Annotated in this window: 15 protein-coding genes; 4 read left to right on the forward strand and 11 right to left on the reverse strand. The window is 37.1% G+C overall.

The features are described from left to right. The 4 genes from ACP6PL_RS22560 to ACP6PL_RS22575 form a co-directional block, all read right to left on the reverse strand. Positions 1-3,429 (reverse strand): DUF4347 domain-containing protein (locus ACP6PL_RS22560; protein ID WP_426547527.1); only part of this gene is annotated, 3,429 nt, incomplete at its 3' end. Between the two features lie 1,438 nt (positions 3,430-4,867). Next, on the reverse strand, positions 4,868-5,800 hold the full coding sequence (locus tag ACP6PL_RS22565; protein ID WP_426547528.1) for an ABC transporter permease: 933 nt from the start codon (positions 5,798-5,800) through the stop codon (positions 4,868-4,870). 261 nt (positions 5,801-6,061) lie between these two features. Next, on the reverse strand, positions 6,062-7,102 hold the full coding sequence (locus ACP6PL_RS22570) for an ABC transporter permease (RefSeq protein WP_426547529.1): 1,041 nt from the start codon (positions 7,100-7,102) through the stop codon (positions 6,062-6,064). A gap of 282 nt (positions 7,103-7,384) precedes the next feature. Beyond that, on the reverse strand, positions 7,385-7,960 hold the full coding sequence (locus tag ACP6PL_RS22575) for a GUN4 domain-containing protein (RefSeq protein ID WP_426547530.1): 576 nt from the start codon (positions 7,958-7,960) through the stop codon (positions 7,385-7,387). Positions 7,961-8,307: 347 nt separating this feature from the next. Here ACP6PL_RS22575 and ACP6PL_RS22580 point away from each other — a divergent pair, with 347 nt between their 5' ends. Then, a complete protein-coding gene (locus tag ACP6PL_RS22580) occupies positions 8,308-8,973 on the forward strand; it encodes an SDR family oxidoreductase (RefSeq protein ID WP_426547531.1) in 666 nt (221 codons plus the stop codon). A gap of 287 nt (positions 8,974-9,260) precedes the next feature. Here ACP6PL_RS22580 and ACP6PL_RS22585 read toward each other — a convergent pair whose 3' ends face one another. Next, the gene (locus tag ACP6PL_RS22585) at positions 9,261-9,389 is read right to left on the reverse strand and encodes a hypothetical protein (RefSeq protein ID WP_426547532.1); all 129 of its coding nucleotides are present in this window, start codon (positions 9,387-9,389) and stop codon (positions 9,261-9,263) included. Between the two features lie 439 nt (positions 9,390-9,828). Between ACP6PL_RS22585 and ACP6PL_RS22590 the strand changes: the two genes are divergently transcribed. Both ACP6PL_RS22590 and ACP6PL_RS22595 read left to right on the forward strand, forming a co-directional pair. Further along, positions 9,829-11,007: a M20 family metallopeptidase gene (locus tag ACP6PL_RS22590; protein WP_426547533.1), complete on the forward strand. Its 1,179-nt coding sequence runs from the start codon at positions 9,829-9,831 to the stop codon at positions 11,005-11,007. Between the two features lie 477 nt (positions 11,008-11,484). Further along, on the forward strand, positions 11,485-12,420 hold the full coding sequence (locus ACP6PL_RS22595; RefSeq protein WP_426547534.1) for an Hpt domain-containing protein: 936 nt from the start codon (positions 11,485-11,487) through the stop codon (positions 12,418-12,420). A gap of 175 nt (positions 12,421-12,595) precedes the next feature. On the opposite strand, the gene ACP6PL_RS22600 is transcribed toward ACP6PL_RS22595, so the two are convergent. The 6 genes from ACP6PL_RS22600 to ACP6PL_RS22625 form a co-directional block, all read right to left on the reverse strand. After that, entirely contained in the window at positions 12,596-13,240 is a 645-nt protein-coding gene (locus ACP6PL_RS22600; RefSeq protein WP_426547535.1) for a hypothetical protein, read from the reverse strand. Positions 13,241-13,583: 343 nt separating this feature from the next. Next, the gene (mgtE, locus tag ACP6PL_RS22605) at positions 13,584-14,957 is read right to left on the reverse strand and encodes a magnesium transporter (protein ID WP_426547536.1); all 1,374 of its coding nucleotides are present in this window, start codon (positions 14,955-14,957) and stop codon (positions 13,584-13,586) included. 366 nt (positions 14,958-15,323) lie between these two features. Next, the gene (gene mgtE / locus ACP6PL_RS22610; RefSeq protein WP_426547537.1) at positions 15,324-16,730 is read right to left on the reverse strand and encodes a magnesium transporter; all 1,407 of its coding nucleotides are present in this window, start codon (positions 16,728-16,730) and stop codon (positions 15,324-15,326) included. Between the two features lie 398 nt (positions 16,731-17,128). Then, positions 17,129-18,004 carry a type 2 periplasmic-binding domain-containing protein gene (locus tag ACP6PL_RS22615; RefSeq protein ID WP_426547538.1) on the reverse strand — a complete coding sequence of 292 codons (876 nt, stop codon included), beginning with the start codon at positions 18,002-18,004 and terminating at the stop codon, positions 17,129-17,131. A gap of 341 nt (positions 18,005-18,345) precedes the next feature. After that, the gene (locus ACP6PL_RS22620) at positions 18,346-18,774 is read right to left on the reverse strand and encodes a helix-turn-helix domain-containing protein (protein WP_426547539.1); all 429 of its coding nucleotides are present in this window, start codon (positions 18,772-18,774) and stop codon (positions 18,346-18,348) included. A 409-nt stretch (positions 18,775-19,183) separates the two neighbouring features. Then, on the reverse strand, positions 19,184-19,315 hold the full coding sequence (locus ACP6PL_RS22625) for a hypothetical protein (RefSeq protein ID WP_426547540.1): 132 nt from the start codon (positions 19,313-19,315) through the stop codon (positions 19,184-19,186). A gap of 421 nt (positions 19,316-19,736) precedes the next feature. Between ACP6PL_RS22625 and ACP6PL_RS22630 the strand changes: the two genes are divergently transcribed. Continuing rightward, on the forward strand, positions 19,737-20,894 hold the full coding sequence (locus ACP6PL_RS22630; protein ID WP_426547541.1) for an RNA polymerase sigma factor: 1,158 nt from the start codon (positions 19,737-19,739) through the stop codon (positions 20,892-20,894). Positions 20,895-21,145: the final 251 nt, after the last annotated feature.

The raw sequence follows: 21,145 nt of genomic DNA on the forward strand, positions 1-21,145 counted from the left end.
AGTGTTAGTATATGTGATTTGTTGTAATGCCTGATTCACTAAAGCAGTAGTAGCAAGTTCATTAAATGTTAGTTGTAATTTACCATTGCTATTAGTAGTAACTGTAGCAATATCAGTACCATTGACTGTTACTGTTGAGTTTTCTGCTAATGCTCCTAATGTTCCACCACTAAACTCATCTTCACTATTCGCTCCTCCGCTTCTTTGCACTACTAGGGAGACGTTGTTGTAGTCTACAATCTGAGTTTCATCGCTACTAATGGTGGCATTTGCGTCTATGACTACTGCACTATTAGTGTCGGCAGCAACGTTGGCTGAACTATCGTTGAATTCTATGTTGCTATCGTTGATTGTGTATTTGATGGTTACTTCATCAGGAGCAGTCTCTGTGTTTGTATTCTGATAGGCAATTTGTTGTAAGGCTTGATCTACTAAATCCCCTGTAGCATCACTATTAAATGTTAGTTTGAGTGTACCACCGCTATTAGTTGTCACTGTACCGATAGTCGTACTACCAACTATTAGGTTTCCATTTTCTGTTAATGTTCCTAATGTTCCACCTGCAACTGCACTAAATTCATCCTCACTATTTGCCACAGTATTTCTTTCTAATGTGAGGATAGCACCGTCGTAGTTGTTTCTATCATCTAGTTCTATATCTACAATAGTAGCATCATCATCTAAAACAATTGCGTCACCACCTTTGGTAAAGGTTGCAGTATTATCTAAGGTTTGAAAAGATGGGGCAGTGTTCACAGCACGAACGTTAACAACAACAGCTCCTTCTCCTTCTAAAGGACCTCCTATACCCTGCTCAAATACACGGTAATCTATAATGACTTCATCAGGAGCATTAGTATTAGTATTACTATATGTGATTTGCTGTAATGCCTGATTCACTAAAGCAGTAGTAGCAAGTTCATTAAATGTTAGTTGTAATTTACCATTGCTATTAGTAGTAACTGTAGCAATATCAGTACCATTGACTGTTACTGTTGAGTTTTCTGCTAATGCTCCTAATGTTCCACCACTAAACTCATCTTCACTATTCGCTCCTCCGCTTCTTTGCACTACTAGGGAGACGTTGTTGTAGTCTACAATCTGAGTTTCATCGCTACTAATGGTGGCATTTGCGTCTATGACTACTGCACTATTAGTGTCGGCAGCAACGTTGGCTGAACTATCGTTGAATTCTATGTTGCTATCGTTGATTGTGTATTTGATGGTTACTTCATCAGGAGCAGTCTCTGTGTTTGTATTCTGATAGGCAATTTGTTGTAAGGCTTGATCTACTAAATCCCCTGTAGCATCACTATTAAATGTTAGTTGTAATTTACCACCACTATTAGTAGTAACTGTACCGATAGTCGTACCATTGACTGTCAGGTTTCCACCCTCTGTTAAAGCTTCTAATACACTAGGATTACCACTACTAAATACATCCTCAGCATTTGCCCCACCATTTCTTTCTAATGTGAGGGTAGCACCGTTGTAGTTATCTCGATCATCTAATTCAAAATCACTAATAGTAGCGTCGCCATCTAAAATAACTGGGTTACCAACAAAAGTTGGAGTACCGTCTAAGGCTTGAAAAGAAGGAGGATCGTTAACTGGAACAACATTAATGGTTGTTGTCGAGGTATTTCCTGCATTATTAGATCGACCTTCAGTATCGTCAAGATCTCTATCAGTTAGCTGAATTTGTATGTCTCTTGGAGTTGTGTTTGGAGTATCGCTAGTATTCCTGAATTGAATTGCTTGCAGAGCAGTTTCAAAATCTGTTGCAGACGCTCCACCTGCTCCAGCTGTCAAAATAATAACATCACTACCATCACCAGTAGCGGTTATCCCACCAGGTAAAGCTGACGCCACGAACAACTCATCGTCTGTTTGAGGATTAGTCAGCCTAATAGTAGCACTTTGAATATTTCCACCATTATCATCAACATTTCCGCTACCATCTAAATCTACACTCCCATCAAAATCTTTAATATCGACATTGCTGCTCACAACACCAACTCCGGTATCACCTTCAGTAAAAGTATCTTCGTGGCTAAAAGGAGCATTAGTATTATTCGGGTTGGGATCAATAAACGGAACATTAAACGGCGACAGTTGCTCTGGGTTTGATACTCCGTCGTTCTGTGTATTCGCCTCAGCATTAGCAACGAGGACAGCTGTTGGAGAAGTACCAGTAAATCCTTCTATAAGATATAACCCATCTGCATTATTCCTGGCAATGTATAAAGTATTATCACTATTATTATTAGAGTTAATCCAAGCAGCACCATATTGGCTATTAGGTAAACCAGTAGCTATATTCCGAGTAATATTATTCTCTCCAGGTGCTGGGTTGAGATCTATGGTATAGATGAAACTATTGTTACCAGCTCCGTAGAATTTTTGGTCATCTGTATTGTAAATAATATCTGCAACATTCGCTAAGCTCTGTCCACTAAGATCACCCGTATTAGGAAAAGGAGTCTGAACGCCAGTAGTAAGATTGATTCTTGTTAGTTGTCTATTACCTGTCCGTACCCAGAGATTACCTTGATCGTCTACATCTCCTGAATTTAAATTTACACTTCCACTTACAGTAACAACTGAAGTAGGATCGCTCACATCGGTAAGCAATTTCTCAACTGTACCATCAGAGTTAATTCTAACAACATCTCCAGTTGTAGAGTCAGATCCGCCTTCAATTCCATAAATAAAGTTGTCTAGTACGTTATACCCCGTTGCATTATACCCAGGACCGTACTGAGGTCCTAAATCTTCATAATTATTTGTCAGAGGGTTGAAGATTTTTAGCTGACCTGCAATAACTTGATAAAAATAGGGCTGTTCATCAAAAGCAGCCATAATATACTCCCACTCACTTTGAATCTGATCGCTAAAAGCTAAACTAACCTCTAACTCTCCCCTAATAACCTCCAACTCCCAGTCACCACCCAAAGCTGCATTACCAGTTGGCCTTGCCGAAGCAGCAATATTTGCACCTGTAATTTCACGGAGTCGTGCCAAAAAATCTTTACCTGCATTACCAGCAGCAACACTACAACTGTAGAGCAATAAATCTGTTACTGACCAAGCTTCTAACTCTTGGCAATAATCATTGTTAATACTATTAATATTTAATTGACTATTACCCAAATATAAACATCCAGGAGTACCATGAGAAACTATATGTATAGATGATATGTAAGGATATTTTTTAAGAACTCTAGTAATCTGCTGGACACCATCAGAAGTAGGACGAAGAATAACTACTTTTGTTCCTGGTAAAACTCCATTAGCTAAACCCTGGTAATCCTCTAGATTAGAGTCTATAAATACTATTTTTTGTGGAGATTCTAGTTGACTAGAGATATCAATCAAGTTGGTAGATTTTTTAGTAGATACGGATTGGTAGATGTTAATTTTAGACATTAAAATTTTCTCCCTGAAAAGGGATGATTGGTAGATGTTAATTTATCAGGCTGTTCTATTATAACAACTTTAAATTATTTGCCAAAAGGAGTTAACCTTGGAAGAACTAATCCAGTAATATTTTTGTCAGGATTAATATAATAATTCTGTATAAGCAAGTTAATTGACTCGATGTCTTCTATTACACAAATTCAATCATCAGCTAAATGTAGTATTTTTAAATATTTTCATATACTTAATTGGCGGATAACTTACCAAACTTATTATTATGGCTGCCCCAGTTATTCTGAGTGCAAACAGAGGAAAATTGTAATTAATATAATCTGCAGTTCTATGATTATAACAAAAATATTTTTATCCGCTATTGATACCCTCTTAAAAAAGGAAAAATTTACCTTGGCTCTTTTTTAAATGAATAGGAAAAAATTAACTTCCTTTAGTCAAAGCAATAGGCAATAGTATTAGGGAGTCAGGGCTAAAATTTTTGGTCATTTCAGTTATCAATTATTAAAAAAATCTTACGTTCGTACTTTGACATGGAGTTTGGGTAGAAACTACAATTAAAGAACTTAAATTAGCTGTTTGAAAGTTGAATCTTCCCTTGAAAAAAGGAGGAACTGGAAGTTACCCTTAACAAGGGGTATGAGCGCAGGATTGTTAATCTACCTCACTCCCAGTGAAAACCTTTATAAGCTGTTGTGCATTTAAACGACTTATTATTGTGTGGCTGATTCAAAGGAAAATTCTTATTACTTCTGACTTCGCGCCTTCTGAATTCTGACTTGCTAATACGCATTTTAAATGCATATTACCTTACCAGTCGCTATTACTTTTAGGACATTCTCCATCCTCTCAAGTTTAGTCTGTGCTGCTATGCCGTCCTATTATGTATAACTTTTAATTATCTAAAATATTGTTCTTAATTATCAAAAGACCTGCACTCTCCTGTAAGCAAGCATCGTATGGGAATGCCAATCAATTTCCGGTTTCACACATAATATACAGGACTTAGGCAAAGACAGTATAAAAACAGTATATTGATTATAGTCAATATTTACTAAATTAGTATACAAATTATACTCTAACTAATCTAGGAAATCACCTAGAAAAAACGACATTATATCAAATTCAGTAGCATTGATTTAATTAGATAAAGAGTGTGGGAAGGGTGGGAAGATTGGGAGATAAACGAGCATATTTTGCAATAGGTGAAGATGGAACATTTTTTTATACCAAATTAAGGGGATTTGATATTATAGAATAGTCAGCAAATTTGCTATTACAGATGGTAGCGATCGCTCTTGAATAGACAGTAAAAAATAGGCGATGGCACTTTGGTTGACACTGAAGGTAAAAAAGCTGGAGGAGTTATTGATATTAGGGAGATTCAAATATAGGATAAATTTGTTCTTGCTTTTGATATTATCACCTACACCTCCTAATTTTTACTATCTTTAAAATATACTTTTCCTAAAGCAGCAGGAGGGCTAGATTTACCTGCTAAACCAATTAAAGCGAATAGAGCAATAATATAAGGTAACATCTCTAAAAATTGATAGGGAATATTCAGATTAAAAGCTTGAACTCTCAACTGCAAAGCTTCTGTTGCCCCAAATAATAAACAAGCTAAAACTGTATTGACTGGATGCCATCTACCAAATATTAGAGCTGCTAAGGCAATAAAGCCTTTTCCACTACTCATGCCTTCGGTGAAAAATTTTACATGAACTAATGCTAAATAAGCTCCTCCTAAACTTGCCAAGCAACCGCTCAAACTTACACTTAAATAACGCACTAAAATAACAGATATTCCTGCTGTTGCTGCTGCTTGAGGATATTCACCGACTGCTCTTAATGCTAAACCCCAACTGGTATTAAAAATGATATAAGTAGAAAGGGGAATTAATAGCAAAAGTAGATAAAATAATAGGTCTTGATTGAATAATATTCCTAAAATTGGTAAGTCTTTTAATCCGAAAATATTGATAGTTTCAATACCTGGTAAAGCAATTGTGCCACTGTCGAATAATACTCTGGCTCCATAAGCTGTTAATCCTGAAGATGCTAAATTTATTGCCAGACTTGAGACTATTTGATTTACTTTTAAACTGACACAAAGATAGGCATGAATTAAGCCTAAAATTCCTCCAGCTAAAATTGCTATTAAGGTTCCGAGGTAGACATTTTCAGTAGTAACAGAAACAGCCGCACTGACAAAAGCTCCTGTTAATAACATTCCTTCTAAAGCAATATTTAGAACGCCAGAACGTTCGGAAAATATTCCACCTAAAGCAGCAAAAGCTAGAGGTATAGAAAGTCGAATTGTGGCAGATAAATAGTCAGAGAAAAAGTTGATATTTAATAAATTCATAAGTTAAGATAAATAGCCAAGCCTAATTAAACATCATTACGTCATTGCGACTGAAACGGAGTGGAAGGAAGCAATCTCAGGCATGAGGCGAGATTGCTTCCTATCGTCGCAATGACAAATATTTAACCGGATTCTATATAAAAGACATTTAACAATCAGTCGTAACACACTATTTTATTTGTATTGGTTTACTAAAACACAATCCAACAATTATAAGTTTTGTTGGGTTTCCTTTGTCAACCCAACCTACAAAATTCTCCCCTACTCCCCTACTCCCCTACTCCTGACTCTTTTTTCAAATTCAAACGCCAGACTTATTGCCAAAAACAACACTGTCAAACCTTGAATAGCATAAACAATAGTTATCGAAACTCCCGCACTCCGCTGCATCACATTTGATCCACTCCTGAGAATACCAAAAAATAGGGATGTTAAAACTACTGCTAGGGGGTTGCCTCGACTTAATAATGCAATGGCGATCGCGTCAAAACCATAACCGGGAGAAAAATTTTCAAACAACCGATATTTTGCTCCTAATACTTCTGCGCTTCCTGCCAAACCTGCTAAACCACCGGATAAACCCATGACTGCGAGAATAGTCTGGTTAACAGAAATTCCGGCGTAACGAGCTGCGGTAGGATTTTGTCCGACGGCATCCACTTGATAACCGAAAGCTGTAAACGACAACACGACGGCTAAAATTATGGCAATAGCTAACCCCAATAAAATTCCAGCGTGAGCTTGAGTTTTGGGCAAAATTATCGGTAAACGCGCTGACTCGGCAATGAGAGGAGTGTACGCACTTGGAGCGTCGGGGGCGATAAGTGGTTCATTTACCATGTAGTTGACAAAATTTTGAGCGATGTAATTTAGTAGTAGAGTAGTCAGCACTTCATTTAAACCACGAGCGACTTTCAGATAACCAGCGATTGCTCCCCAAATTGCTCCTAGCAGAAAACCTCCCATCAATGCTAGGGGTAAATGTATCCATATTGGGAAATTAGGTAAATATAGTCCGACGACGACACTACCTAAAGCACCCATATAAATTTGCCCTTCCCCACCGAGATTAAATAAACCTGCTCGTAATGCTATTAATATTCCTAAACTTGCTAGTAATAATGGGGTGGTTTTGCTGAGGGTATCGCTGAAACCGAAGTAGGTAGTTAGAGATTCTTGGAATAGGGCGGTATAGGCAGTTACGGGGTTGGTTTTCGCTAAGAGCATTAAACCTGCTCCTGTTAATAAGGCGGCGAATACTGCGAATATTGGGAGTAGAATTGACTTGAGAATTTTCTGCATCAGTGACTTTTTTTATAAGGCGCTTATCCAAATATCATACAACTGATAACTGATGACTGAATAACCTGCTCCTGTTAATAAGGCGGCGAATACGGCGAATATTGGGAGTAGAATTGATTTGAGAATTTTCTGCATCATTTTGTAGTAGATCGTAGGTTAGGTTGCGCTGTCGCTTAACCCAAAAGAAAACTTATCGACTTGCTTTACCATTATGGCTATACCACCACTGTTGATTTTTGTTAGGTTTCCTCCGTCAACCAAACCTACACAATACTAAAACGCTTATATGTTACAGTCTACAAGTCTGTGCCAGAGAGAAGAACACAAAACCAACAAATCTATATCACCCCCCAATCGATACCCACCTGCGACAGGAAGGTGTCCTAAGTAATGCGTATCTGTACTAAAAGTTAGGTCGGCATAACTCACCCACTCTTCCTCCTCTCCTTCCCCTTCAAGCCATCCCACTTGTTTTGCAAATGCTACCCATACTTCTCTATTATACTTTTTCATACCATCCAACTTCTGATAAATTTTCTTTTGCACAGAAAAGCCAAACTTACCATCACTGCTAAAAATAATCCGGTCTTTTTTGATTTTCTGCCAAACTTTCTTTGACTCTTCCCGATCTAATTCCTTAGACTTCTTTTTAACCTCAGCTTCAAGTTGTTTCATAAAAGAAGATTTACCGCTACCCCATTCACCTTCAATAGAAATAGTTAGTGGCGGTTTAGTATCTTTATGAGTTAAAAACTCAGCCATTGCTATAACATAAGGGGTAAAACCAAGTTCATCTTTTGTCGTAGGTTGGTCGCCCACCGTAATAATTTGCTTTGAATTTTCTGTAGATTTAGACATTAGTTTAAAAGTTAATAGTTATCGTCAAATTGCAATAAATTAAATTATACTCCTAGCCTCTCTAAATTTATTTTGTAGGTAAATTTGAGGATAATTAAGACCTCTCCCCCGACCCCTCTCCTGCAAGGATAGGGGGGAAATATTCTCCCCCTTCCCTGGTAGGGAAGAAGGTTGGGGGGTTAGGTTTTTTTTACCACAATTTTAGTCTAGACACCCTAGTAAAATCATCCAATACTTTAGCCATATCACTAGAGGTAAAATTGACTTTATAACCTTCTAAAATTCTGTTGCTTTCATGTTATAATAAACCAGGAATTTTGTTAGCAATTAATAAAAAAAAGTCGATTATGGCAACTTATTTAATTACAGGAACTAATCGTGGTATTGGCAAAGAATTATGTAAACAAGTTCATAGCCAAGCTAATAAAATAATTGCTATTTGTCGCGAGTCAGATGGGGAATTAGAAAGTCTAGGAATTTCTGTAGAAACAGGAGTAGATATTACTTCAGAACAAGATATAAATGGTTTGCTTAATCGTCTCCAAGGAGTCAAGTTAGACGTAATAATTAATAATGCTGGAATAGTCGAAAGAGCAAGCAACTATTTAGATGATTTAGATTTTGATAGTATTCGGAAACAATTTGAAGTGAATGCTATGGGAACTTTGCGCCTAACTCATGCTTTATTACCTTTAATGGAATCTGGTGGAAAAATTGCCATTATTACGAGTAGAATGGGTTCCATTGATGATAATAGTTCCGGTGGTTCCTACGGTTATCGAATGTCAAAAGTTGCTGTTAGTATGGCTGGTAAATCTTTGTCTGTCGATTTAAAACCACAGGGAATTTCTGTAGCAATTTTACATCCAGGTTTAGTTAGCACTAGGATGACAAATTTTACAGGAATTTCTCCCGAAGAATCTGCCAAAAATTTATTAGCTAGAATTGATGAATTAAACTTAGAAAATACAGGAACTTTTTGGCACGCTAAGGGTGAAGTATTGCCTTGGTAGTTAAGGAATATTTGGATAAATTATAATCAACAGAAAATATTTGTTGTTACTTCACTGTCAATTATTGCGAGGGGAGATTTACTCTAAGTCATTGCGACTGGAACGGATTTGAAGGAAGCAATCTCAAAAACCCTGAGATTGCTTCGCAGTCGCTCGCAATGACAATTCTAACCACTGTAATATCATGTCCGGATAATCAGTGATAAAAAAGTTTTTGTTTGTAGTTGGGCTTTAGCCCTATCCATAGTTCGGGCTGAAGCCCAACTACAAGCTTTAATTATAACTATTCAAATGACAACTCTCAAAAAACTAGATTCAACTTGTTTAATCACATTAGTAGAAATTGGTTTTGCTTCATCTTCTGGGACTTCCCCTTCAACTATGGCGCTACGCCCTAGGGAATAGTATATTTTCAAAGGGTTTTTCCTGCGGAAAAGCTCCGCTAACAGGATTTATCAATGTCCTAAGCTTAATGCGTAGCGCTGTAGAATCCTATCTTCTAGTTCAATTAATCTGGTGGCCATATAAATTGATGACTGAATTTAACTGGTATTCTATGTCAAGCAAATCAGCAAAATACCAGAGGAAAATAAAAACAAAATTAAGAGATTAAGAGGTTGTTTGAGAAGTATTCCATAGAACTAAATGAATCCTAAAAACCTAACCCCCCTGCCCCCCTTCCCTACAAGGGAATGGGGGTTTCAAAGCCTCTCTCCTTGTAGGAGAGAGGTTTGGAGAGAGGTTTTTATGAGTTGACAAACATCTTCTAAGGATAAGGAAGCGATCGCTTTAACAACTAAGAAATAGGCTTTTTGCTAAGTTAAATAAATTAAAAGAATAGACAAAAAATTATCTATGCTGACCAGAATTAAAGAATTAGCAACTACCCTCGCACCTCGTCTGATTGAAATTCGTCGCCATATTCACTCGCACCCAGAATTAAGTGGCCAAGAACACCAAACTGCTGCTTATGTTGCAGGTGTATTATCTTCCTCCGGTCTTCATGTACGGGAAGCTATTGGTAAAACTGGGGTTCTGGGAGAACTAAAAGGTAGTAACAATACTCATCAATGGTTGGCCATTCGTACCGATATGGATGCTTTGCCCATTACAGAACGTACCGATCTAGATTTTGCCTCCCGTAATCTTGGCATTATGCACGCTTGTGGTCACGATGTCCATACAACAGTCGGTTTAGGTGCAGCAATGGTTTTATCTGAGTTAGGAGAATCTCTACCAGGAAATGTCCGTTTTCTGTTTCAACCTGCTGAGGAAATTGCCCAAGGTGCTAGTTGGATGATTAAAGATGGAGCGCTGGAAGATGTAGAGGCAATTTTAGCAGTCCATGCTTTCCCGACTATTCCCGCAGGTTCGGTGGGTATTCGCCACGGGGTACTAACTGCTGCTGCTGATGATTTGGAATTGACAATTATTGGGGAATCTGGTCATGGTGCCCGTCCCCACGAAGCTATAGATGCTATTTGGATTGCTTCTCAGGTAATTACAAATTTACAACAGGCCATTAGTAGAACTCATAATCCTTTGAGACCTGTAGTGTTAACAATTGGTAAAATTAGTGGCGGTAGAGCGCCAAATGTGATAGCAGATCAAGTAAAAATGCTGGGAACTGTGCGATCGCTCCATCCAGAAACCCATAAAGACTTACCTGCCTGGATTGAAAATATTGTGGCCAATGTTTGTAGTTCTTACGGCGCTAAGTATGAACTAAATTATCGTCAGGGAGTTCCCTCTGTACAAAATGACCCATTGTTGACTCAGTTAGTTGAGTCAGTAGCTTTAGAAGCTTGGGGTAGCGAGCGAGTTACTATTTTACCAGAGCCTTCCCTTGGTGCAGAAGATTTTTCTATATATTTGGAGCAAGTGCCAGGTATGATGTTTCGTCTAGGAGTGGGACATAAAGATAAACATAACTATCCCCTCCATCATCCACAGTTTGAGGTAGATGAATCTTCTATTGTTACCTGTGTGGTGGTTTTGGCTTATGCTGCCTATAAATATTGGCAGAATCATTAAAATTCAAAATTCAAAATTTAAAAGTTTTATTTTTGCAATAACTAGCTGTTAGTAAGGCTAAGTTGTCGTAACTAAACTTGCAACTGCTATACAAAAAAATTTACTGCAAAAATAGGTTTGAAACTCCAGCCTATAGGTTTTTTAACGATAAATTATCTGCTAACTCTGAGCAAAAAAGTATTAAAATAGAAGTAGTAAATTGAATTAGTAAATAGGTAAAGTAGGTAGGTATAATTAAATATTGAAAAAGTTGTAGGGGTGGGTTTTAGCGAAAGGCTTGACAGAAGTGCAATATAGTTTTTTCAGCCTGCCCTACCCTTGTTCCTTTACTTATACTCACTTACTCAAGATGGGTTTATCTGTCTAATTATATTAACCAGATAACAGAAGTAGTAGCTTCAAGTCAATAGAGTTTTATACTTAAATTTATTCCTAATTCAATATTAGTTAATAACTTGAAATTTTAGGAGAAATATTGTGGCATCAGAACAAGAAGAACGGATTAAGCAATTGTTTATCATGGAAGCAGAAGAACATTTAGTAACCTTAGAAAATGGGTTGGTAGATTTGAAGTCTACAATGTCAGATTCTGAGACTATTAATGATATGTTTAGAGCAGCCCACTCTGTAAAAGGTGGAGCTGCTATGTTGGGAATGCACAGTGTAAAAAAGGTAGCTCACCGTTTAGAAGATTGTTTCAAAATAATTCGAGAACATCCTGTTAATATTGACCAAACTGTAGAATCTCAATTTTTAAAAGGATATGATACTCTCAAAGACTTAGTAGAACGTCTCCAAGGTCCTTATGGTTTGAGGGAAGAAGAGGGAGAAGAAATAGTACAAAATGCTTTGCCTGTCTTTGCCGAGTTAGAAACTAATTTGAATACTTTAGTTAGTGGTGGAACTGTTAGTCAATCTACTACTGTAGATGCTGGAAATGGCAAGACAAAAACTAATTTTGCTCTGGCAGTCAAAGATAAATTAAAAGAAATGTTGGAAGTCTTTAAAAAGGGTGATTCTCCAGATTCAAGAAAACAACTAATAGAGCGTTGTAATGGTTTGTTGAAGTTGGATGAAAATACACAAATTTGGCATACTTTAGTTAATGCTTCTCAACAAGCTCTGACTAATTCTAAGTTATCTTATCAAGTTCTGGCATCTGTGATTATTAAAGAACTTAATCAAGCAGGTGAGTTAATCCAAGCAGGAAAGGTAGAGGAAATAGTACCGAGTAAAGATTTAAAAGAAATCGCAAATTCTCCTAAAGCAACAACTTCTGAACAGAAAAAAGTAACTTTACCAAAAGACCCGAAAGAAGTGGTGAGACTAATTATTAAAAGTTTTGACCATAAGCAACAGGAGGCGATCGCTAAATTATTAGTTAAGCACGTTAAGTCGTCTAAAAATAATTGATTAAGATTAAGTCGTGGTTGAAGATTATAATTGTCAGGGGCATCTTAGTTTTATAGAATAATATTTGGTGTTGCTAATTTTAGGTATGAAACTTCTGAATTTGATTGTTAATAGTCATTAATTAAGTCAGAAATTACTTCTAACTTATTACTTCTATTTAGTCCTATAAAGCACCCTAAATTTCCTCATTTATAACTTCTGAATCCTTATTCTCAACTCCCTTTTTTTCTTTGATATTTTCCTCAATTTTATCCAAAGCTTGATTAACTTTTTCCTCCAATTGTTGAAATTTTTCTTGTCTTAAATCACTCCATTCTGGTAATTTATTAATAAACTGTTGTAAATCAATAATCACACTTGTTAGATCGTTAATTTGTTGCAATTCTGGTCGTTGTTTAAACTGCTGAGAAATCAAATCTAATTCTGTCTGTAATAACTTGATAGTTTGTTCTTGAATTTCTAACCGATTTGACAAACTTTTAATCGTTTCTAGCAAAGGTATAACTTTACCTTCTCCCGGATTATTTCCTAATGCTTGAGCCGTAGACTCGAAAGAATTTATACTATCTTTTAACTGAAAAATAATCTGAGAAATTGAATCTTGATATTCATCTAATTTTCTACTATTGTCAAATTTAATGGTTTGAGTTTCTGCTCTTAATTTTAGTCGGTTAAAAAGATTTAATAATAAAGACATGAAAATAAATACTACCGGATAAATAATTGGTTGCTCATAGATATAATTACCAAAAATTCCGACGGCAGAAGCAGCAAGAAAAATATATTCAAGGATTTCTAAAAGACGCAGACGGTGCAACATATTGATTGAATTATAATTTTGTTTGTTAATATAGCAATCCTAATTTAAGTTGTAATATTTTGGTGGTAGGGGCGATTCGTGAATCGGCCGTACAGGAGTCAGGAGTCATAATTTTCAAGGTTTTCAGTTAAAATTAAGGGTTTCAATAATAGAATTTAATCTAGGGACCGACACAACTAATTTTGCGCATTAGGGCGGGTTTATATAAATCTTAGAGTAAGCATGAAAATTCTGGTTAAAACCCGCCCCTACTATTGGAACATTTTAGGTTTGTCACGTCACTACAATATTACTATAATTATTCACCTCCTTCTTCCTTCTTCCTTCTTTCTTCTTCCTTCGATTATATTTCCAAAAGCAAAACAGCTAAACTAAAATAAATTAATACACCTAAAATATCAACAGCAGTGGTAATAAAAGGAGCAGACATTAACGCAGGATCTAATTTTAATAATCGAAAGATAAATGGCAAAGCTGCACCAGCAATAGAAGCAATAATTGTAATGGCAAATAAACTAATACCTACCACAAAAGCTATAGCTAAATTTTGTTGCAAAATATAAGCCCAAATTATTGCAACTATCCCCAACATTAAACCTAGCAAACTACCAGCAATTCCTTCCCGAATAATTACCTGTAAATTTCCCATGCCTCCCATTTCATCAGTGCTAAAACCACGAATTATTACAGTAGATGACTGGGAACCAACATTACCGCCAGTATCATTAAGCAGAGGAATAAACGCAGCTAAACCTACCACTTTTTCCAAAACTTCTTCCTGAGAAGTAATAATTTTACTCGTGAAAGTATTAGTTAGAAGTAATACTAATAACCAAAAGACTCGCTTCTTAGTAACAGTCAATAAATTAACCTGAAAATAATCATCACCTTCAGACTGTACCCCACTTAATTTATAAATATCTTCGGTTGTTTCTTCCTGCACAATATCAATAGCATCATCAACAGTAATAATTCCCACCAGTCGCCTTTCCCGATCTACAACTGGCACGGCAATTAAATCATAATGTTGGATAACTCGGACTACCTCTTCTTGATCCGTATTAGTTTGAACTGACACCACATCACGACTCATTATTTCACTAATAGTTTGTTCTAGGGAAGCAGTAACTAACTCTCGTAACGACAGTATCCCAACTAAATGTTGTTCTGCATCAATAATATATAAGTCATAGATAGTTTCAGAAACATCAGCTAAAGAACGTATTCTTTCTAAACTCTGGGCTACAGTATCATCAGACTCAAGACTAATATATTCTGGAGTCATTATACGTCCGGCGGTATCTGGTTGATAACCTAACAAAAGGGCAGTAGCTTCCCTTTCGCGGAGACTAAGTTCAGAGTTGAGACGCTGCAACAGTTTAGGAGGCAACTCATCAAACAGTTGAGCACGATCGTCCGGTGACATTTTATTGACAATATCTCTAATTTCTTGATGGCGAAACTGTTGAGATAAAGATTTTTGTGTAGAGGAGTCAAATTGTTCATAAACAGCGATCGCTTCTTCTGTTCTGAGTAGTCGGAAAACTACAAGCTGTATATCTTCGGGTAAAAGTTCTATAGCTTCGGCAATGTCGGTAGGTTGTACGGGAGCTAAGAGATTTTTTACTCCAGCTAAGTTATCCTCTGCGATTAAGTTTTGTAGTTGCGTTCGGACTTCATAAACAGTTACTTGGGAAGATAGACGACTTGTGTACATGATTTTTTTTCCTTGGGATAGAAAAAATTAACAGTGGCAGTATGATAAAGGATTTTACATCACCCAATGCTTCCGTTCTTAGAAACCTAGGACTATCTGCAAAAATCTATGATTTTCTCTAAATAAAGGGCGTGGGTGACATTCATTTAGTAGGGTTGGGTTTATCCAAAAACATTGACAAAACCCCATAAATTAAATAAACCCAGCCCCAGATGCTTGTCCGTCTCACCCAGGAATGTCTATTGTGCGTGGGCAAAATAGGGGGCAGGTTTAGCAAAATATTTGACATCAGCACGATGTTATCTTCAAAACCCGCCCCTACTTTATTCTGACTCCTGACTCCTGTCTCCTGACTCCTTCCCTCTTTCATATTTGTAAAATAACTCGTGCCAAGTTGAAATAAATCAAAACACCGAGAACATCCACAGCAGTTGTAATAAAAGGTGCTGACATTAAGGCTGGATCTAACCCAAACGAACGAAACAGGAATGGCAAAGAAGAGCCAGCAACAGAAGCTAAAATTGAGATGGCGACTAAACTTACTCCCACCGTCACTGATACTTCTAAATTTCCATTGACAATAAATAAGTACGCCCAAGCTGTTGCTAATAAACCGAGAATACCTCCAAGCATTGCACCAGCAGCAGCTTCACGCAGAATTACTTTCACAGGTCCGATTTTCCAGATTTCATCGGTATTCATACCCCGAATTACAACAGTTGAAGATTGCGCTCCCACATTTCCACCAGTACCAGTTAATAGTGGAATGAATGCTGCCAAGGCAACTACCTTTTGCAGAATATCTTCTTGCGCGGTAATAATTCCACCCGTAACACTATTCGTTAGTAGCAACACAAATAACCAAACTACTCTTCTCCGAGCAGCAGTAAATAAATTTACCTGGAAATAATTATCACCATCAGACTGCACCCCACCTAAAGCATAAATGTCTTCAGTAGTTTCCTGCTCCAAAATATCAAGGACATCATCAACGGTAATAATTCCCACGAGTCGTTGTTCGCTGTCTACCACTGGTATTGCCAGAAAGTCATAACGCTGGATCACACGGGCAACTTCCTCTTGATCAGTACCAGTTTGGACACAGACAAAATCACGATTCATTATTTCGCTGATAGTTTGGTTTAGCTGAGAGGTGACTAAATCTCGCAGTGATAAAATACCTGTAAGATGACGGTTAGTATCAGTGACATATAGAGAATAAACTGTCTCAGTAACGTGGGCTAATGAGCGAATACGTTCTAAACTTTGGGCAACGGTATATTCTTCTTTTAGGGAGATGTATTCCGGAGTCATTATCCGCCCTGCTGTTCCGGAGTCATAACCCAGGAGTTGGGCGGTAGCTTGACGTTCGGTGGAGCTAAGTTGGCCTAATAAACGTCGGACAACGGCTGCAGGTAGTTCTTCAAATAGTTTGGCGCGGTCGTCAGGGGACATTTTATCAACAATATCTATGACTTCTTGGCGCTTGAATTTTTCGCATAAAGACTGTTGTACACTGGAGTCTAATTGTTCATATACTTCGATCGCTTCACCTTTAGACAATAATCTAAAGGCAATGACTTGCATAGTTTCTGGTAAACCTTCGATCGCTTCAGCAATATCGGGTGGTTGTACTGGAACTAACATAGCTTTAGCTCCAGACAAGTTATCTTGTTCTAGTAGAGCTTGAAGTTGCGATCGAACTAACTCCCGTAATTCTTGACGAGAAATTGTCGCGACGGAAGGGGATGAATAGTTATTATCTTCAATCAAAGCTAACCCTCCTATGATATAGATTCCTGAATCCAGTTTAGAGGCTAAGGAAACTTTTTGCTTCTTATAATTAATAAATTCCTAATTTGTAGCAGGGTTGTTTCATTCTAGTGAAACACATCGGGGGAAGAGTTTGGGGAGTTTGGGTTGGTGGGGAATATAGCACTACGCGCAACTCACAAGTCAGAAGTAATCCCTGAGGCTTGTTTGAGCATTTATCAATGTCTTAATCTTTGTTTCGACTGCTATCTGGGAAGATTGAACGCCCAAACAGTTAATTCAACCTCTCTGGTTGTAGTTTCTCTCTACACTTCCCATATTCCCCTCCTGGGAGCAGTAGGGGTTGGTCCCACATTCCCCCCTCTTCCCACACTTCCGCCTCTCCCCATACTCCCGTTTTACAACCCACTACATTTATCTTGAGCAGAAATAGTCACTCCGATAAATGGAGATGTGCCTCCTGCTAACCTAGTTAAAATATCTGTAATTGTATTAATTTGACGCTTAGTTATAACGTATTCATTAACTGTTTTTTGCCACTCCGAATCATTAGCAGGTAAAATCATGCCATAAGAAATACAGGTAAGTGGTCTATTTGGTTCTAAAGCATATTGATTTTCTTTTAATCCTTGTCGGAATGCTTCTCCTACTAATAAAATCCCGTCACTAGCAAAAGCATCTATTGTACCTGATGTGGCATCTTTAATCGCAGTTTCTCTTCCCGATGCTCCTTGATAAACTTTTTGATCTGCGAGTTGATATCGACTATCAATAAAGTTTTTGGTCAGAGAATCATTGAGAACTCCAATTAAAATTCCTTCCAAGAATCCATCGGGATTAACTGTTAGTCTTCTATCTGGTTTCATCATTAAATATGTGCCAGTAGTGAAGAAACGTTCAGAATAAATAACACCTGTTGGTGGATTTTTTCTAATAGTATTAGGACCACATTCTACATGAACTCGATTATTAGCTACACTACTATGTCGTCCTTGTTCTGAATCCTCATCAAGAATAGTTTCTAATTTTTCTAGGGTAATAGTTCGGTTTAATTTTTTTTCTAAATCTTCTTTAAAACCATTCATTAATTCTAGACAAATTCCTTCCCATTTACCACCAGAAACATAACCGAAAGGAGCAGCATCTTTTCTCATTCCAACTTTTAGCACACCAGTTTGTTGAATTTCTTGTAATACTCCTTGTGCCCTCGCACATCCAGAATTTATGACAGCAAATATAATACTAAATATGATTATTGTAAGTTTGTTTTTCATCCTTGACCTCTACCTCACATCAAAATTATTAATATCATTCCCATTCAAATCTTCTAGAGCTTTATGAAAAAGAATGATACAACAAATAATTATACAACAAAAGTAACAAATGTCAAGTTATCGATAAATAAGTTGAGGATTTATTTCATATCTAAAATAAAACATTTTTGTGATGACTATGTTAAGTATTTGTATATATTTTAACTGATAGTTAATCATAGCAATTCATTCTTAAAAAACTGAATTATAAAGTCAATATTTCCTGTGAAATACTCCACAAACAGCTATTAGTAAAAAGAGAAAAAAACTCAAACTTTGATTTAGCAACACCAAAAATACTATCAAGTCTCAAGTTCTTTTTCCGAGGAAAAGTGACGAAACAATTGAGGCGTTATACCTGTCCAACGTTTAAATGCACTGCTAAAATGCTCTTGTGTTGAATATCCTAATTGTTCCGAAATTTCTCTAAGTTTAAGATCGGTATCTTTAAGGAGAATTTTTGCTCGTTCAAACTGTATTTGATTAATGACTTCAGTGTAATTTACTCCTGCTTCTCTTAATTGTCTTTGCAAAGTTCGAGAACTAATTCCTGTAATTTGAGCAAATTCACTAAGAGTAGGATACTTTTTTATTGATAAAGATTTAATAACCTGTCTGAGAGAACCAATAAAATCTGTTGCTGGAGTAGATATATTTATCAGGGGAGAAAGATAAGGTGAATCAGTTAATGGTTGAGCTAGACTTAAAAGAGTGGTGTCAATTGCGATCACTGTAAATTTTTACTTATACTTAGGGAATAGCAGAAAATAAATTATCCCAATTTATGTACTGATCGCGTTAACTGCTTATATCATGTCCGGATAATTAGTGATAAAAAAACTTTCTGATTTTTATACTTTCTTTCTGCTCTCTTCCCTCCTGACTCCTGACTCCTGACTCCTCCCTCATTTATTTATAACTATTCAACCGGACATGATATTACTCCCTACTCCCTACTCCGTTATTTTTATAGCTAATGGGATAATTTTTTATTTGGAAGTCCCTTAATTCTCGTATTTTGCAAAAGTTGAAACTGTTCAATTGTAGAATTTGGTTTCATTTGTAAACAAATTTTTGATGGTTGCCAATGCTTTAACCCAAATGAATTAAAGGATGGTAAAGGGTTTAAACTATAAGATTTTAAAGTTCTTGATCAGCCAACAACTCTAATTTATTTACTTCATAAAGGTTAGTAGAAAGCCATCGCCCTCGATCAGGACAACTTGTTTGATAGTCCAGTTTGATTTTGGGATGGACAGCACAAGAGGCCATTGTCCCCCTAATAGAAGTAAGAAGTCGGGCAATTTATTTTTTTCGGAAAAATAGAGTCATAAAATCATGGTGAGTAACGTCTAGTATTTGGAAAACAAAAAAACAGTGGCATCAAAAAAGTCCGCCACGCAACCCCATTGTAATCTATGGGAACTCCTTTCCTATTGGGGAAGGAGGAGAACAGCTCTGCCCCCTCTTTTTGTATAAGAGAGCTTGGGGGAAAGAGCTACATTCTCTAATGCCTGGTTGCAATGTTTTATAAAGTCAGGAAGCATCTCGAAAATACCTATAGGACTTACGCAAAACAACGTATTTCGTCATTACGAGCGATAGCGAAGTAATCTCAAACGTCGAAATTGCCTTTCTTATGCGTAAGTCCAGATCTATATGTATCAGAAGGACAAAACCAATTTCATTTTTTATGACTTCCAGAACTGCAAATACAAGACGAAACTTAATGGACAATTCTACAACAGAGAACGATCGCTCCCATCTAATCTCTCAGTTTTGGCAGCAATGGCAAGAAAGTCGAGGCCAGCTTTATCGCTGCTGTCTCAAGATAATGAATTCTAACCCAATGGATGCGGAGGATGTTCTGAGTCAGGCCATGCTAAAAGCTTGGAAAAAGGTGCAAAAGTTCGGGGAAAAAATTTCTAATTTAAAGGCTTGGTTGTATCAGGTAACTCGTAATTTTTGCATCGATATTATCCGCAAACGTTCTTGTGCTGCTGTGGGTGTTGATAGTATTGAATGGGTGGGTAATACTGAGGAAGTTATTACTACAGGAACGGTTGAATGTCCAGAGTCTGTTCTGGAGAGAGAAGAGATATCCGATCGGATACAAGGAGCGATCGCTGAGTTACCGGAAAATTTGCGGGAGACGTTTATTTTGCATTTTTATCGGGAGCTTTCCCATAAAGAAATTGCCCAACAGCAAGAGATATCTTATGATAATGTCTGCAAGCGGATATCTTTGGCGCGGAAATGGCTTAAAGAGAAGTTGAGTTCCTATTTTCGAGATTCAGAGTCGGAAGTGGAGGCAAAGGGCCATTCGTCCCTACAGATGTCAGTGGAGAGTCAGTCTCCTACCCCAGAAGAAAATGGGGAAAAGCAGCAGGATATAAGGTCACAAGAGGAAAAGAATGTATTGGAGACGGAGACTGTATTGGTTGAAAGTGATATAGGGAAAATTAAACCATCTCCCAATAATAATGCTATATTTAGTTGCCATTCCATTACTCCATCAGGCGATCGCCCTATTTCTCCATCACAACCAGAGGTAGAAAAGTCAGAGAGTGTTGATAGTTCAGGAGAGTTAGATCGATTCCGGATAATTAGTGATGAAAAAACCGATTTTCGTTACACAGGGGAAATCTCTCTATTTTATGCTTTCCCCGCTCCCTTATTTATAAGTATTCAACTGGACATGAGATTAGAGGCGATGCTTGGGTTGGATATTACTGATGTGGTTAATGTTAGTAGAGGCTCACCTTTATTATCTATACTTTCTGTTTTTTGGCAGAGTTTTATACAGGGTGTGGGATGGAAAGGTTGTGTTGGGGCGATCGCTGGATATTGAAGTAGTTGCGGGAGAGGTTTATTTGATTTTTACATAAATGCCCAGACGTGGAGAAACGGAGACACAGAGAGAATGAATGTCTTACTTCTGAATGAAACTCGGTGACTTTAGGAAAGTTGTCTGTGACGATTTCAATACAGGAAACTCTCTAAACAGTAAGACTTAAAAAAAAATCTGGATTTTTTGTTGATCGAGTAGTGCTGTGAGTCAAGAAAAAAGTGTCCGTAAATTTAAAAATTCAGAAACTGACT

The organism is Dapis purpurea BLCC-M126 (assembly GCF_050015975.1).
Taxonomy (GTDB): domain Bacteria; phylum Cyanobacteriota; class Cyanobacteriia; order Cyanobacteriales; family Microcoleaceae; genus Trichodesmium.